This window comes from Asticcacaulis sp. EMRT-3 (assembly GCF_030027245.1).
Taxonomy (GTDB): Bacteria; Pseudomonadota; Alphaproteobacteria; order Caulobacterales; family Caulobacteraceae; genus Asticcacaulis.
Map to the genome: position 1 here is coordinate 1755000 of NZ_JASERT010000001.1, position 15411 is coordinate 1770410.

The window sequence follows — 15411 nt, forward strand, 5'->3', positions numbered from 1 at the left end:
CTACCAAAAAACTGCGCCGCCCTGATCGGCAGGGCCTACCTGCCGACGCATGTGCGCAAAAAGTTCCCGTCCCACGCCATCGGCTTCTTGTGGCCGTTTGGCGTCTGTTCTTTGAGCAAACTCGGCGGCATTTCCGAGGTAGTCTATCGTCCCTTTTTCGCAGTCCACGCGCAACATGTCGCCGTTTTGCAGACGGGCGATCGGCCCGCCCTCCATCGCTTCCGGCGTCAGGTGGATGACACCCGCCACCTTACCCGAAGCGCCCGACATGCGGCCATCCGACACCAGGGCTACCTTGCGTCCGGCATCGAGAATCGACGACAGAGACGGCGTCAGCGAATGCAGTTCGGGCATACCATTGGCTTTTGGCCCCTGGAAGCGCACAACGCAAACAAAATCGCCTTCCGGCAGTTGCTTCGCCTTGAAGGCCGCCAGAAAATCGTCCTGATCGTCAAATACCACGCACGGCGCCTCGATGATGCGATGCTCCGGCTTGACCGCCGAAATCTTGACCACAGCATGGCCGAGATTGCCGGTGACTTCGCGCAAACCGCCTTCGGGTGAGAACGGATTGGAGACGGGGCGCAGCACGTTTTCATCGAGGCTGTGTTCGGGCAGGTCGCGCCAGATCAACTGGCCACCCTCAAGCACAGGCTCTTTGGCGTACAGGCTCAAACCCTTGCCCCAGACGGTTTCGACATCCTCATGCAGCAGGCCCGCCGACAGAAGTTCGCGGATAACAAAGCCGATGCCGCCCGCCGCGTGGAAATGGTTCACATCGGCCGAACCATTGGGATAGACGCGCGCCAGCGATGGCACCACCTTTGACAGGTCGTTCATATCGGCCCAGGTCAGGATGATGCCCGCCGCCCGCGCCATCGCCGGCAGGTGCAGGGTGTGGTTGGTGGAACCGCCGGTAGCCAGCAGGCCGACCACGCCATTGACGAAGGCTTTTGCATCGAGCACATCGGCCAGACGGTGCGGGTCTTTGGAATTTTCAGCCGTTTTGGCGGCGCGCTCAACGGCAGCGGCGGTCAGGGCGTCGCGCAGCGGCGTGGACGGATGGACAAAGGCCGCGCCCGGCACATGCAGCCCCATCATCTCCATCAGCATCTGGTTGGAATTGGCCGTGCCATAGAAGGTGCAGGTGCCCGCTGCGTGATAGGAGGCCATTTCGGCGGCCAGAAGCGCGTCGCGTCCGACCTCGCCCAGCGCATAGAGGGTGCGCACCTTGGCTTTTTCCGGGTTGGGCAGGCCGGACGACATCGGGCCGGACGGCACGAAGATCACCGGCAGATGGGCAAACGACAAAGCGCCGATCACCAGACCCGGCACGATCTTGTCGCAAATGCCGAGCAGCAGGGCCGCATCGAAGGCGTCATGGCTGAGTGCAATCGCCGTGCCCATAGCGATCACATCGCGCGAGAACAGCGACAATTCCATGCCGGGGCGGCCTTGCGTCACGCCGTCGCACATGGCCGGAACGCCACCGGCGACCTGAGTCGTCGCCCCGACTTTACGGGCAAAGCCGCGCAGCTTTTCGGGATAGTCATGATAGGGCTGGTGGGCCGACAGCATGTCATTATAGGCGGTGACAATGCCGATATTGGGCACGGAATCGAGCGCCGCCTGAAGCTTTTCATCCGGCGTCGAGGCCGCCACCACATGGGCGTAATTGGCGCAGGACAGCTTCTTGCGGCGCGGCTCATCGGCCTTGTAGCGGTCGGCGCGCTTCATGAAATCGGCGCGCAGATCTTTCGAGCGTTCGATGATGCGCTGGGTGACTTCGGCGAGGACGGGATGCAGTTCAGTCATAATCTGTATTTACCTTAGGCCGACCAGACGAAATCGACGGGAACCGGGCACTGGGCGAGGAAGGCGCCAATCGGCGAAACAAACGGATCGCTATCGCGCGCCATCGATTTTAGCACATCCAGCTTGGCCTGACCGGTGATGAAGAACACAATCCTGCGACTGGCATTGATGGCGGGCACGGTAAGGGTGATGCGCGGCAGTTTCGGTTCGATGGAGCCGTCCGTGGCGGCCACCGGCAAAACGAGACGCGGGCCGTCATAGACGGTGGCATTGATCGGATGCTGCGGGAAGATCGAGGCATAGTGGCCATCCGGCCCCATGCCGAGCAGGGCGAAATCGAACATGACGCCTTTTGGGGGCACATCGCCATCACCCAGATCGCGCAGAACCGCCTCGGCCTTGTCGGCGCAGGCCTGTTGATCATCGAGATCCTGGATCAGGCTTTCCAGCACCAGACCGGCATCGATGGCGGGCGCAAGCGCTTCGCGCATCATGCGGGTATTGGAATCGGGGCTGTCGGTCGGCACCCAGCGCTCATCGACCTGGGCCAGGGTCACCTGCGACCAGTCGAGCACGGCTTCGTTCAGGCGCTCATAGACCGGCTTCGGCGTGGTGCCGCCGCAACCGACCCACACGGCCTGACCGCGCTCGTCCAGCGCCTGTTGCAGCGCTTCGGCGATCTGATCCGCCACAAAGGCACCGGCTTCGGCCTTGTCGGCAAATTCATGGATACGCACCGACGGCGACAGGGTTTCGATCTTCTGGGCCAACTCAGTCATTCCACATGCGCCCGTCGCGGTCCATCAGCGTGTAGGCCGATACCGGCCCGACCGTACCCGCCTGATAGGTCTGCGGCTTCATGCCGACCTCTTTCCAGCGGCGGACAATGCCATCGACATAGACCCAGGCGGCTTCCACCTCATCGCGGCGCACGAACTGGGCGTTATTGCCGTTGAGCGCATCAAGGATCAGGCGCTCATAGGCGATGCGGCGGCGCGGCGGCTTTTCGCCATTCGCGTCGAAAGCGCTGGCGAGCGACAAGGACAGATCGAGCGCCTGCAAATGCATACCTTCGGAGGTCAGGCCGGGGGCCTTGTTCATCAGGGTCAGCTTGATGTCTTCATCGGGTTGCAGACGGATGATCATGCGGTTGGGGCGCGCCTCGCCGCCAAAGATGGAGTGCGGCACGGCCTTGAACTGGATGACGATTTCGGTGGCGCGCGACGGCAGACACTTGCCGGTGCGCAGGTAGAACGGCGTGCCGGCCCAGCGCCAGTTGGCGATCTCGACCTTGACCGCCACATAGGTTTCGGTATCGGACGGCGAGCCCTTTTCGGCCTCGTAACCGGCGATGCGCTCACCATCGGCAAAGCCCGGCCCGTACTGGCCGCGCGCCGTCTTGTGCAGCACGTCGTCCATCGGCTTCAGGCTTTTCAGCACCTTGACCTTTTCGTCGCGCAGGGCATCGGACGACAGACCGGCGGGCGGCTCCATCGCCGTCAGGCAAAGCAGTTGCAGCAGGTGGTTTTGCAGCATGTCGCGCACCGCGCCATACTCATCGTAATAGCCAAGACGATCCGCCGTGCCGACTGTTTCGGCGATGGTGATCTGGACGTGGTCGATCGACTGGGCGTTCCACAGGGGCTCAAACACCGTATTGCCGAAACGCAACGCGATCAGATTCTGCACCGTCTCCTTGCCGAGATAGTGGTCGATGCGGAAGATGCGCGACTCTTCAAAAGCGTGGGCAACGGCGTCATTGATCTGTTTCGAGGTTTCGAGATCGCGGCCAATCGGCTTTTCGATCACCACGCGGTTGGGCGCAGCATTGAGGCCCGCGCGGGCAATATGTTCGCAGATCGGCTTGAACAGGGTCGGCGACACCGACAGGAAGAAGACGACATCGAGATGGGCCGTATCGCCCAGTTCGGCCTTGAGTTTCGTGCCCCAGTCATCATGGGCGGCATCGAGCGCCACATGCACGATGCGCTTGCGAAAACGCGGCAGTGTGTCCTTTTCGAGATCCTTGCCGATGCGCTTTTTCACCGCCTCACCGATGCGGTCGACGCAGACCTCGGTGCCGCAATCTTCGCGCGCCACGGAAATGATACGCAGGTCCTCGCTCAGGAACCCGTCCTGATCGAGCATGGCGAGCGACGGCCACAACATGCGCATGGCCAGATCGCCGGTGCCACCGACGAGGACAAAAACGGGCTGACGATGGCCAGCGGAAGCAGACGTGTTCGACATGTACGTGTTTCAATCCCGGACTTAAAAGCTGCCCCTTACACAGGGTCTTTGTATGACAGCGCTGTCATATCCCCTGTTTTACAGAAGGTCAACCGACAATGTACGCAAGCGGCCTGCCGCGCCGCTCTTTGGCGTCATATAGGCCGATTGGACAACGGAAAACAAGGTTGATCGCGGGTAATTAACGCGCGACATCACCCCGTATTGCGCAAGCCCGACGCGATGCCGTTCTGCGCTCAAGCAGCGAAGCGGTAGCGCGACAACATGCGCTCAAGCAGCGAAGCGGTAGCGCGCCATAAATCGGTGAACGGCCATATCACCCCGTATTGCGCAGGCCCGACGCGATGCCGTTCACCGTCAGTTGCATGGCCAGCTTGACCAGCTTGTGCTGGTTGCCGTGGCGGCGGATCGACAGAAGATAGGTCTGCAAGCGGTTGAGGCTGGCCACCAGCGGACGGGCGCGTTCGATCGAGGCGCGCAGCTTTTCCTGCGTCGATAACAGATAATCGGCGCCACGAATGCGCTTGATCAGGGCCACCGTATCCTCGAACTCAAAACGGATGGTGGCATAGATGCGGTCGGCCTCGGTCTGGTCGGTGGCCAGATCGGCATAGGCGCGCGCCAGATCCATATCGCTGGAGGCCAGCGCCATCTCCATATTGGCGATAAAAACGTCGAAGAAGTCCCAGTTCAGCATCTCGCGCAAGGTGGCGTCCGTGGTGCCGGTTTCGCGCACCGCCGCCGCAAAGCCATACCAGCCCGGCAGCATGAAGCGCGTCTGGGTCCACGAAAACACCCACGGGATGGCGCGCAAGTCCTCGATCTTGCCCGACGCCGTGCGCGAAGCCGGGCGCGAACCGATCTTGAGATCGGAAATCTCACCCACCGGCGTCACCGTGCGGAAAAAGTCGAGAAAGTGCGGATCATCGTAAACAAGTCCGCGATAGGCCTTGAAGGAGGCGTTGTTGATCGCGTCCATCACCGGCGTGAAGCGTTCTTCCAGCGCCCTGTCGTCTTCGGAAATAATGCCTTCCGTGCCGATGCCATCGGGCAATGACGACAGGAAGGTGGCGGCGGCGAAGGTGTCGAGCGTCTTGTGGGCGGTGATGGCATTGCCGAACTTGCGCGCAATCATTTCGCCCTGTTCGGTGACGCGAATCTGGCCGCCGACCGTGCCTTCAGGCTGGGCCAGGATGGCGGCAAAGCTGGGGCCGCCGCCGCGCCCGACCGACCCGCCGCGACCGTGGAACAGACGCAAGCTTACCCCCGCCTCGCTGCACACGGCTTTGACGGCTTTCGACGCCTTGTGCAGCGACCAGCGCGACGAGGTATAGCCGCCGTCCTTGTTCGAATCCGAATAGCCGAGCATGACCTCCTGCACGGCAGGTCTGCCCATCAGCGAGCGCACGGCGGGGAGGCCCAGCCAGCGCTTCATGATGTCGGGCGCGGCCTCCAGATCGCCGATGGTTTCAAATAGAGGCGACACGCGGATCATGGTGTGCGGCTGCTGACCGCCCAGCACCAGTCCCGACTGCTTCATCAGCACCAGGGTTTCGAGAATGTCGGACACCGAATCGGCCTTGGAGATCACATAGGCGCCGATGGCTTCGGGGCCATAATGGCGCACGATCCCGGCGGCGGCATCGACGATCTTCAGTTCGCGGCGCGTCTCATCGGAATAGGGGGCAAACTGCCAGCGCAGGATGCGGTTATTTTTCAGCTCGGCCAGCAGTACCGAAATCCGCTCCGATTCCGACATGCTGAGATAGTCGATCAGTTCCGGTGAGTGGGTAAACAGTTCGGCGATGACGCGCTCATGCACATCGGAATTCTGGCGCAGATCGAGCGACAACAGATGGAAACCGCACGAACGCGCCACCTGAATAAGCGAGCGCAGGGTGCGCCCCACCAGCCGCTTGCCGCCATTGGCCACCAGCGAATCGCGCATAATATTCAGATCGTCGATAAAGGTCTGGATGCGCTCATAGGCCGGGGCGGCTGGCGCCGCCTTGCCCGCGCCGCGCCGCTCATCGATGCCGAGCAAAACCTGGCGCGTACCGGTCAGGCGCGCCCGGATCCAGGCGATGGCGCGACGATAGGGTTCGTCGGCACGATGCACATCGGTATTGGCAGCCTTGCGCGCCAGATCGATCAGGGCGTCGCTGACCGGCGTCAGTTCTTCTGACAGGGTCAGTTCGGTATCGAGCTTGCCCAACTGCTCCATATAGAAGCTGAGAATCAGGCGGGCCTGTTCGCGGAAGGCATAGTTGAGCGTGGTGTCGTCAACATGGGGGTGGCCGTCGCGGTCGCCGCCGATCCATGAGCCGAGCTTGAGCACTTTCGGCAGCGGCCCGGTCAGCGGGATTTCACGGCTCCATTCGCCGTACAGCGTCAAAAGCGCCGGCAGGATCGAGCGGCTGACGGCGCTTAAGGTGTTATTGATCTCGTCCATCACCGTGATACGCTCAGGCCGGTGCAGGCGCGTATTGTAAAGCAGGGCAACGGCGCGGTAGAGGCTGTCTTCGAGCGCGCCCTTTTCCGACGGTGATCCCGCCTTTTCATAGGCCTGCAAAAGCTGGGTAATGTCGTATTCGCGCGCCACCACACTGGCGCGGCGCATTTCGGTGGGGTGGGCGGTGAAGACCGGCGAGGCGAGGATGCCATTCAGCGTCGTCTCGATTTCGGCATTATCGAGCCCGTCATGACGCGCCGAGCGGATGGCATTGACCAGTCCGATCGGCTGCATGGTGCCGTCGCTGGCCTCAAACGTGTCGATCTGGCCAAGCTGGCCGACATCCTCGGCAATGACGCTGAGCGCCGACAGGCAGGTCATGATGCGCGCCGCGTGGGCCGCCTCGGATTCGCTCAGGGACGAGAAATCGAAATCGGCGTTTTGCAAATCCTCGATCTTGGCCATGATGTCGGCGCGGCCGAAATCCTGCACGGCTTCATGCAGAAAAGCCTCAAGCATGGCGATGTGCTGGCGAGCGTGATCGAGAACGGCGTCGGTCATCATGCGTATCTCCGGTCAAACCAGCGCACAGACTTCCGCTCGACAGCGCCCTGAAACAAACATCAAGTTCAGTTCGTCCGACAGCGAGCAGGCTCTGCGTGGCCGGTTTTGTTATTTTTACCCTCGAAGCTTAGCGTCATTTTTTTGTGCACCGCAAGGCGCGGATTGATTTCTTTTGCAACTATGGTAGCGCTATAACAAATAAATACAACAGGTTACCTGGCGATTTCAGGGCGATATTTTTCACATCTGCTGCAAAGCAATACGCCCTGACGTGCTCTTATGGCTGGAAATGGGAAATATTAAACTTTTTCACTTAAGCTGAACGATCCAATGACCCGGAAGAATTCAGGGAAACCCCTATGGCCAAGGCTACATTTCATCGTCATCAGCGTGTTTATGTCGAACCCGTCGGCACCTGGGCCGTCGTCGATAAGGTCAATCCGGTTTGGGTAAAGGGCTTCAACGAGCCGGTCCGCGTCACCTATGATTGCGGGCTGGGCCGCGATTTCGCCGCCGAAGAACTGGCGGCGGAAAAGGATGTCGAAGCACTTGACGCCAATGGCTTTGAGGCCAGGGCGGCCAACTGGCGGCTGATGCGGGCGCGCAACAAATGGCAGACACCGGAAGAAAGCGCCCACCATCCTTTTCCCGGCACCTATCCGGTGATCGTCACCGACGAAAACGATTGGGGCGGCTGGCGCGTGCCGGGCGCTGAATATGAGCGCGATCCCGGCCTGATCGAAATGCAGGCCCGCCTGATCGCCAGCGCGCCGAAACTGCTCAAACTGGCGCGCGATCTGGCCGATTACGGCCGCGGCAATGCCGACATTGACGACGAGCTGATCCAGTTGGTCAAACGCGCCGAACAGGTGCGCAAGGCGGTCGAAAACGACGGTGTCGAGACGGCCAGCCCGAAGGCAAAAACCGGGGTTTAGGCTCTGTATCTGCGGTGTTTTGCCATCACGACCCTCGCATTTTTAACCACGGAAAACACGGACCGCCGCTTCGCGTCGTCACGGATGCCACATGTAAATCGAGCGGGTTGGTGATGACGCGCCCTACTTCCGTGCCATGGCCACAGGCCATGATCCGTGTTTTCCGTGGTTAAATTCCTGAAATAAAGCACCGTTCCACGCCGCGCTGAAAGAAAAATCAGCGCCTATGGGTGGCGCATCCCGCGCATGAGGCCTAAATCGGTAGAACACTGATTTCAGGCCCTTCAGGATACGTCATGCGCACAGATACGCCCCAGCCCATCCGCCTCGCCGATTACCGCGCACCCGATTTCAGCTTTCCGGCCATCGACCTCACCTTCGATCTGCACCCGACTCAGACACGGGTGAAGGCGCGCCTGACGGTGGAACGTAAGGGGCATAAGGACGCGCCGCTGGTTTTGATGGGCGAGCGCCTGAAACTGATCTCGGTCGCGCTGGATGGCCGTCCCCTCACCCCGGCCGACTATGCGCTGAGCGACGAAAACCTGACCCTCCCGAATGTGCCGGACAGCTTCACGCTCGAAACCGAGGTCGAGATCGACCCGTCGAACAATAAAACGCTGGAAGGCCTCTATATGTCGTCGGGCCGCTTTTGCACGCAATGCGAGGCGGAGGGCTTTCGCAAGATCACCTACAGCCTCGACCGGCCCGACAGCTTAAGCCGCTACCGGGTGCGTATCGAAGCGCCGAAGGCGGGTTTCCCGCACCTTTTATCCAACGGCAATCTGATCGAACGCGGCAGCCTCGATGGTGATCGCCACTTTGCCCAGTGGGAAGACCCGTTTTTCAAGCCCTGCTATCTGTTCGCCCTGGTGGCTGGCGAACTCGACATGCTGGAAGACAGTTTCACCACCATGTCGGGCCGCCGCGTGGACTTACGCATCTATGTCGATACCGGCATGAGAACACGCGCCGCCTACGCGATGGACGCGCTCAAGCGGTCGATGAAATGGGACGAAGACACCTATGGCCGCGAATATGATCTTGACCTGTTCATGATCGTGGCCGTGCGCGATTTCAACTTCGGGGCGATGGAGAACAAGGGGCTGAACATCTTCAACGCCTCGCTGCTGCTGGCCGATCCGCACACCGCCACCGATGCCGATTATGAGCGCATCGAAAGCGTGATCGCCCACGAATATTTCCACAACTGGTCGGGCAATCGCGTTACCTGCCGCGACTGGTTCCAGCTCTGCCTGAAGGAGGGCCTGACCGTCTTCCGCGATCAGGGCTTTTCCGCCGATCAGCGCGGTCATGCCGTGGCGCGCATCAAGGATGTGCGGGCGCTACGGGCGCGCCAGTTCGCTGAGGATTCCGGCCCGCTGGCCCATCCGGTGCGCCCATCGGCCTATGTCAAGATCGACAACTTCTACACCGCCACCATTTACGAAAAAGGCGCGGAAATCGTCGGCATGTTGAAAACCTGTGTCGGACCGGCAACCTACCGCAAGGCGCTCGATCATTATTTCGCCGCCAATGACGGCACGGCGGCCACGCTGGAGGATTTCCTCGCCAGCTTCTCGGCGGTGACCGGAGACAGCTTCACCGGCTGGCTCGACTGGTACACCCAGGCCGGCACGCCGCGCGTCGAGATAGAGACGGTCTATGATGACAAGGCGCGCACCCTGACCCTGACCGCGTGCCAGACCACCCTGCCCACGCCCGGCCAGCCCGACAAGATGCCCCTGCCGATTCCGCTGCGCTTCGGCCTGCTCGACCCCGATGGCGCGGCCATGAGCTACACACTGGATGGCGAAACGGCGACCGAAAGCCTGTATATCCTGCGCGCGCCCGAAACCGAGATCGTGCTGCATGACGTGGCGCAGGCCCCCGTGCTGTCGGCCCTGCGCCATTTTTCGGCACCCGTGATCCTGACCGTGGCGGAAGACGATGCGGCGGCCTTTGCGCGCTTTCGCGGCGACGCCGACCCGTTCAACCGCTGGGAGGCGGCACAAGGTTTGGCGCGTCAGTTGATCCTTGATCCGCACTTGCCGGAGGCGGGCGTGGCGCGCTTTGCCGATGCCTTGCGCGCCTGCCTCGAAGACGAGCGGCTCGACGCCGCTTTTCAGGCGCTGATCTTAAGCCTGCCCAGTGAATCCGATCTGGCGCAAACGCAGCGCCCGGTCGATCCCGGCTTTTTGCACTCAAACCGCAAGCGCTTCAAATCGGCCCTGTCGCTCAAGCTTGGCTCCACCTTGCGCGAACTCTATAATGCCGTGAGCCTGCCCAATGCGTTCAGCCCCGACGCCCATTCGGCCGGTTTGCGCGCCCTGAAAAACGCCCTGCTCGACCTGATCATGGCGGGCTATGCTGAGGCTGAAGACCGTGCCGAGCGGCTGGCTTTGGCTGAGGCGCATTTCGACCATGCCGACAATATGACGGATATGATCGGCGGGTTGTCAGCGCTGTCTTATGCAAGCAAGGAGGCTTATGCAAGCAAGGGGCCTTACGCGGGCGGCGACGCCTTTCAGAGCGCGCTCGACAGCTTCTATGCCCGCTTCCGCAGCGAACCGCTGGTCGTGGATAAATGGTTCGCCCTGCAATCAGGCACGCCCAATGCCGACCCGGCCGAAACGCGCCAGCGTGTGCGCGCCCTGACGCAACATCCCGATTTCGACGCGAAGACGCCCAATCGCTGGCGATCGGTGGTACAGGCCTTTGCCGGTAATCCCGGTGCCTTCCACGCCACTGACGGTTCGGGCTACGCCTTTCTGGTCGAACAGATCCTGATGGTGGACGCCTTCAACCCGATGACGGCAGCGCGTTTGATCGAACCCTTGAGCCGTTATCGCGTTTACGCCTCGCCGTGGCGCGAAGCGATGCAGGCGGCGCTTGAACGGATTCGCGCCACATCCGGCCTGTCGAAAAATGTGTTCGAACTGGCCAGCAAGGCGCTGGAGGATTAGGCCTTCCACCGCAAAGCCCGCATTGTTTTTTCGGTGGATGTGAGCGAAACGGAGAAATCCTTAACCAATCTTAAGGATAACCGCCCTAGATTCGCGACGTGCCGGGTCTGATTTTCCGGCACGCCCACACTTCCCGTCAGGAGAGACGATTGGCTGGCCTTGAACGTGTCAGGTTCCTGGTGGTGGACGACAACGCCCACATGATCAGCATCGTCAAAACCATCTTGCGTGGTTTTGGTGCTTTGCACGTCTTCGAGGCGCGTGATGCCACCGAAGCCTTTCACCGCCTCAAGCACGACGCCATCGACATCGTGATCACCGATTACCAGATGGACGTGCTGGATGGCGTTGAATTCGTGCAGCTTGTGCGCAATTCTTCGGACAGCCCCGACCGTTATGTGCCGATCATCATGCTGACCGCCCATTCCGAGCGCTCGCGGGTGCTGGCGGCACGCGATGCCGGTTCCAATGAATTTTGCTGCAAGCCGGTCACCGCGCTGGAGCTGCGCCGCAAGGTGGTGGCCATTGTCGATCATCCGCGCCCCTTCATCAAGACCGGCAATTATTTCGGGCCCGACCGCCGTCGCAAGATGGATCAGCATTATCAGGGCCCGGAACGGCGCGAGGGCTGGAGCGAGGATCACCAGCCGCCGCTGAACAATCGCAAGCGCCAGAGTTCCGGCAGCGCCGATGATGAGCACGTGGCCTGACGAGAATTCGGTTTATAAAACCTTAAGACTCTCGACAATAGGTTAACCCCGCGTTTACCCTTCAGGTACAGTGCGAATCATTTGGGATTATCCGTGGCGGCAGGGCGTCAAAAACAGCGCATAGAGGCGCAAGCTTCCGAATCGTCGCCCAAACCGGGCGCGTTCGCGCTTCGCCGCCCGCCGCACAAGGCGCGCTCGGCCTTCTCCATCGCCGCCAATTACAATATCGCTATGGCCATGCCGCGCTGGGTGCGCATCGGTGCGCTCAGCCTGACGCTCGGCCTGATGCTGTTTGTCGGCCTGTCCACCATGCAACTGGGCAACAGCATTTCCGCCGACCGTGACAGCGAGGGGCAGGCCCTGCTCAGTACGGCCAGCCTGCAAGCGGCGCGTCTCGATTCGCGCTTCACCGCATCGGGCGTGGCGCTGGAAGCGGCCAGTGCGCAACTGGCGACGCGGCGCGACGAACCCTTAAGCGCCACCGAGACGGGCCTCAAGCTGGCGCACGGCCATTTGCTGGCGGTCAGCGCGGTCAGTGCCGGGGGCAGCCTGCTGGCGCAAAGCGGCAGCGACGATGCCGACCTGGCCGTTCAGGCCGCCGCCGCCGCGCATCGTGATCTAGACATTGTGACGGTCGCCTCAAGGCTGGTGCCGACGCCGCGCCCCTATCTTGTGCTGCGCGGCGAAAATGGCCAGCCTGACCTGGTGGGCCGCCTCGACAATTCGCTGGCCGCGCCCGGTGACAAGGTCTTGAGTCTGCTGATCGACAGCGACGGCGTGATCGTTGAGGCATCCGATGAAAGCCTGATCGGCGCATCGCTGAAAGATGCCCTGGCCGTGACCTATGCGCAGGTGCGTGATCGCGCCGATTCGCGCAATCTCATTCAGGGCGCGCTCAAGGAAGGCGGCTTTGTCAAGATCGCCTCGGTGCGCGAAGACGCCGGGGCCGTTGTCGATAATGGCCTGATCCTGCTGCGGGCCATGCCGAGCAAACGCTTCTATTCCCCTTCCGCCGACCTGACACGCGCCATCTTTTTTGCCGGTTTCCCACTGCTGATCGGTATGCTGTTCGGTCTTCTGCTCTTTTTGCAGGCCCGCAAAAGCCGTGACGATACCTTGCAGTTTCAGGCCAATGAACAGCGCTACAAGCTGGCCGTGGAATCGGCGCGCTGCGGTATCTGGGACTGGGATCTCGACCAGAACCTCGTCTATATGTCCGATGTGACCGGTGCCATGTTCGGCTGGGGCGGCTCAGGCGTGGCCACCACCGACGAGGTTTTGCAGCGTATTGCGCCGGAACACCGCAGCGATGTTGTCAATGCGCTCGACGCCGCGCGTCGCAAGGGGGCGTTTGATGTGTCGTTCCGGGTGACAAGACCGGATGCACAATCTCTGTGGGTCGATGCGCGCGGCCAGTCGGTCAGCGGCAGCGCCGATGGCGGTTTCACGCGCTTGAGCGGCGTGGCGCTCGATGTCTCCGAAGAGCGTATCGCCCAGCTTCGCGCCCAGCGCGCCGAGGCCCGCCTGCGCGACGCCATCAATTCGGTGTCGGACGCCTTCGTGCTGTGGGACCGCAAGGGTCGCCTCCTGATGTGGAACGCCACCTTCGGTGACACCTTCAATATCGATGCGCGCTTCTTAAAACCCGGCACCACCCGCGACCTGATCGATCAGGTGATGCAGATCGCCATCCGCCGCCAGCAACCGGCCCAGGACGAGCGTGAGGGCGTGATCGAGGCCGAACTGAATAATGGCCGCTGGATTCAGATCTCGGAAAGTCGCACAGCCGAAGGCGGCCGCGTCCTGACCGGCGCCGACATCACCGCCGTCAAGCTTCAGGAAGAAAAGAGCCGCGAAAACGAGGAAATGCTGCAAGGCCTCGTCGAGAAACTGGAGCAGAGCCGCCATCAGCAGACGGTTCTGGCGCGTAATTACGAGATCGAAAAGCTGCGCGCCGAAGCCGCCAATCATGCCAAGAGCGAATTCCTGGCCAATATGAGCCACGAATTGCGCACGCCCCTCAATGCGATCAACGGCTTTTCGGAGATCATGGCCTCGGAAATGTTCGGCCCGCTCGGTCATGACCGTTACCGCGAATATGCCGGCGACATCCTCAGTTCCGGCCAGCATCTTCTGTCCCTGATCAATGACATACTCGACATGTCGAAGATCGAGGCGGGCAAGCTGACTCTGCGCCTCGAACCGGTTCTGGTCGATGAGGTGGTCGAAGACACGCTGCGTCTGGTGCGCCAGCGCGCCGAAAAGGCGGGCTTGCGGATTCGCGTCCACCTGCCGCAACTGCCGGAAATCAGCGCCGATTTTCGGGCGCTCAAGCAGATTTTGCTTAATCTGCTGACCAATGCGGTGAAATTCACCCCGCACGGTGGCACCATTACCATTTCCGCCGTGGCCACTGATGAAAACGTCCATATCCGCGTCGCCGATACCGGCATCGGCATTGCCGAAAAGGATCTGGAGCGGCTGGCGCGTCCGTTCGAGCAGATCGAGAACCAGTTTTCCAAAACCCGCGAAGGTACAGGGCTTGGTCTGGCCCTGACCAAGTCACTGATCGAAATGCACCACGGGCGCTTCGAGGTGGACAGCGTTCTGGGTCAGGGCACGACGGCGCAGATCATCCTGCCAATCCATCAGGCTTCGCAAGGTGCAATGGATGGCAAGGGCAGCCGCATCACCAGCGCCGCCTGATCGAACACGGGTTTATTGCGAAGCCTGTTCGGCGTGTTGCGGGGCACCTTGCGGCGATGACGCCACCGGCTTCTGCGGCGGATGGCCGAGGCGACCGAAACGTAAGGACGGCCGCATCACCTGACTGGAGATGAAGGCGCGTTCCTTGGGCGACATGGTTTTCATACCAACGATCAGCGCATTTTCGATCTTGCAGCGCGCGCCATCCTCGGCATTGCGCGCCTGTTCCGACAATATGGCCGCCTGGGTGGCATCGTAAGGTGCCTTATTGATGATCTGGCTGGCCTGAAGGCGCAGGGTGCGCGCACGGGCCATATCGTCCTCACCCGCCAGACCCGCGCTCTTGAGCAGGCCAAACACCTGATCACGCTCGGCGGGGGTCAGTTCCTTGATGGCGGCCCGCCAGGCATTGATCCCGCGCATGGCTTTTTCATAATGATGCATATTTTGCCGAATAACCACGGCCCCGCCGCCGATCACCGCCAGCAGGAAGATATTGACCGCCACCGAGACGCCCAGCGCCCATTTCCACTTACGCGCCGTCAATTGTTGTCTCCGTCGATAATCTGCACCTGAGCCAGCACGGTCTGGGCGCGCATATCGCCGATACTCATCAGGCTTAAGTGCGCCCCAACCGCCGCACCGGCCACGCAGGCGGCCAGACCGATACCCGTCCACAACCACGGCAGGCTTTGCGGCCTTGGCGCTGCACGACGCGGCGCGGGCAGGCTGACCACCTTATCGATGCCGGCATTCATGGCTGGCAGCAGGCGCGACAGGGCGCGCATTTCGGCCGCCTGATCGGCCTCGGCGCGCACATGCTCCGCCAGGCTGACACCACCCAGCAGGCCATCGGTGGCGCGCGCCTCAGCCAGCAAGCCATCCGCCAGATCGGCATGGGCCTGCATGAAAGCCAGGGCGGCTTCGCGCTCGGCCTGCGGCCAGCGCCGCGCCTCGGCACCATAGGCCGCCAGGATCGCTGCAAAACGGGTTTCGTCCATACGCTTGTTCAT

The 15411-nt window shown here is 61.5% G+C and carries 10 protein-coding genes; 4 read left to right on the top strand and 6 right to left on the bottom strand.

The genetic code is table 11. From position 1 onward, the window contains the following. The 4 genes from edd to ppc all read right to left on the bottom strand — a co-directional run bounded on the left by edd (nucleotide 1) and on the right by ppc (nucleotide 7081). Entirely contained in the window at nucleotides 1–1815 is a 1815-nt protein-coding gene (edd, locus tag QB905_RS08430) for a phosphogluconate dehydratase (protein WP_282974347.1), read from the bottom strand. 14 nt (nucleotides 1816–1829) lie between these two features. Further along, a complete protein-coding gene (gene pgl / locus QB905_RS08435; RefSeq protein WP_282974349.1) occupies nucleotides 1830–2594 on the bottom strand; it encodes a 6-phosphogluconolactonase in 765 nt (254 codons plus the stop codon). Beyond that, the gene (gene zwf / locus QB905_RS08440; protein WP_282974351.1) at nucleotides 2587–4065 is read right to left on the bottom strand and encodes a glucose-6-phosphate dehydrogenase; all 1479 of its coding nucleotides are present in this window, start codon (nucleotides 4063–4065) and stop codon (nucleotides 2587–2589) included. Before zwf ends, pgl begins: the two co-directional genes overlap by 8 nt. 316 nt (nucleotides 4066–4381) lie before the next feature. Next, entirely contained in the window at nucleotides 4382–7081 is a 2700-nt protein-coding gene (ppc, locus tag QB905_RS08445; RefSeq protein WP_282974352.1) for a phosphoenolpyruvate carboxylase, read from the bottom strand. Nucleotides 7082–7440: 359 nt separating this feature from the next. Here ppc and QB905_RS08450 point away from each other — a divergent pair, with 359 nt between their 5' ends. From QB905_RS08450 to QB905_RS08465, 4 genes are all read left to right on the top strand, one after another. Beyond that, the gene (locus tag QB905_RS08450; protein WP_282974354.1) at nucleotides 7441–8016 is read left to right on the top strand and encodes a hypothetical protein; all 576 of its coding nucleotides are present in this window, start codon (nucleotides 7441–7443) and stop codon (nucleotides 8014–8016) included. 296 nt (nucleotides 8017–8312) lie between these two features. Next, entirely contained in the window at nucleotides 8313–10982 is a 2670-nt protein-coding gene (gene pepN, locus QB905_RS08455) for an aminopeptidase N (RefSeq protein WP_282974357.1), read from the top strand. Nucleotides 10983–11131: 149 nt separating this feature from the next. After that, nucleotides 11132–11692, top strand: coding sequence for a response regulator (locus QB905_RS08460; RefSeq protein ID WP_282974359.1), 561 nt, complete (start codon nucleotides 11132–11134; stop codon nucleotides 11690–11692). Nucleotides 11693–11785: 93 nt separating this feature from the next. Then, entirely contained in the window at nucleotides 11786–14398 is a 2613-nt protein-coding gene (locus QB905_RS08465; RefSeq protein ID WP_282974361.1) for a sensor histidine kinase, read from the top strand. Between the two features lie 12 nt (nucleotides 14399–14410). On the opposite strand, the gene QB905_RS08470 is transcribed toward QB905_RS08465, so the two are convergent. Continuing rightward, nucleotides 14411–14944: a periplasmic heavy metal sensor gene (locus tag QB905_RS08470; RefSeq protein WP_282974362.1), complete on the bottom strand. Its 534-nt coding sequence runs from the start codon at nucleotides 14942–14944 to the stop codon at nucleotides 14411–14413. Further along, nucleotides 14941–15411 carry a hypothetical protein gene (locus QB905_RS08475; protein ID WP_282974364.1) on the bottom strand — a complete coding sequence of 157 codons (471 nt, stop codon included), beginning with the start codon at nucleotides 15409–15411 and terminating at the stop codon, nucleotides 14941–14943. The genes QB905_RS08470 and QB905_RS08475 overlap by 4 nt, the downstream gene beginning before the upstream one ends.

What these genes read in the sequence shown, in the direction of transcription:
- edd (WP_282974347.1), bottom strand. Translation starts at nt 1,815, where the DNA reads ATGACTGAACTGCATCCCGTCCTCGCCGAAGTCACCCAGCGCATCATC.
- pgl (WP_282974349.1), bottom strand. Translation starts at nt 2,594, where the DNA reads ATGACTGAGTTGGCCCAGAAGATCGAAACCCTGTCGCCGTCGGTGCGT.
- zwf (WP_282974351.1), bottom strand. Translation starts at nt 4,065, where the DNA reads ATGTCGAACACGTCTGCTTCCGCTGGCCATCGTCAGCCCGTTTTTGTC.
- ppc (WP_282974352.1), bottom strand. Translation starts at nt 7,081, where the DNA reads ATGATGACCGACGCCGTTCTCGATCACGCTCGCCAGCACATCGCCATG.
- QB905_RS08450 (WP_282974354.1), top strand. Translation starts at nt 7,441, where the DNA reads ATGGCCAAGGCTACATTTCATCGTCATCAGCGTGTTTATGTCGAACCC.
- pepN (WP_282974357.1), top strand. Translation starts at nt 8,313, where the DNA reads ATGCGCACAGATACGCCCCAGCCCATCCGCCTCGCCGATTACCGCGCA.
- QB905_RS08475 (WP_282974364.1), bottom strand. Translation starts at nt 15,411, where the DNA reads ATGAACAAGCGTATGGACGAAACCCGTTTTGCAGCGATCCTGGCGGCC.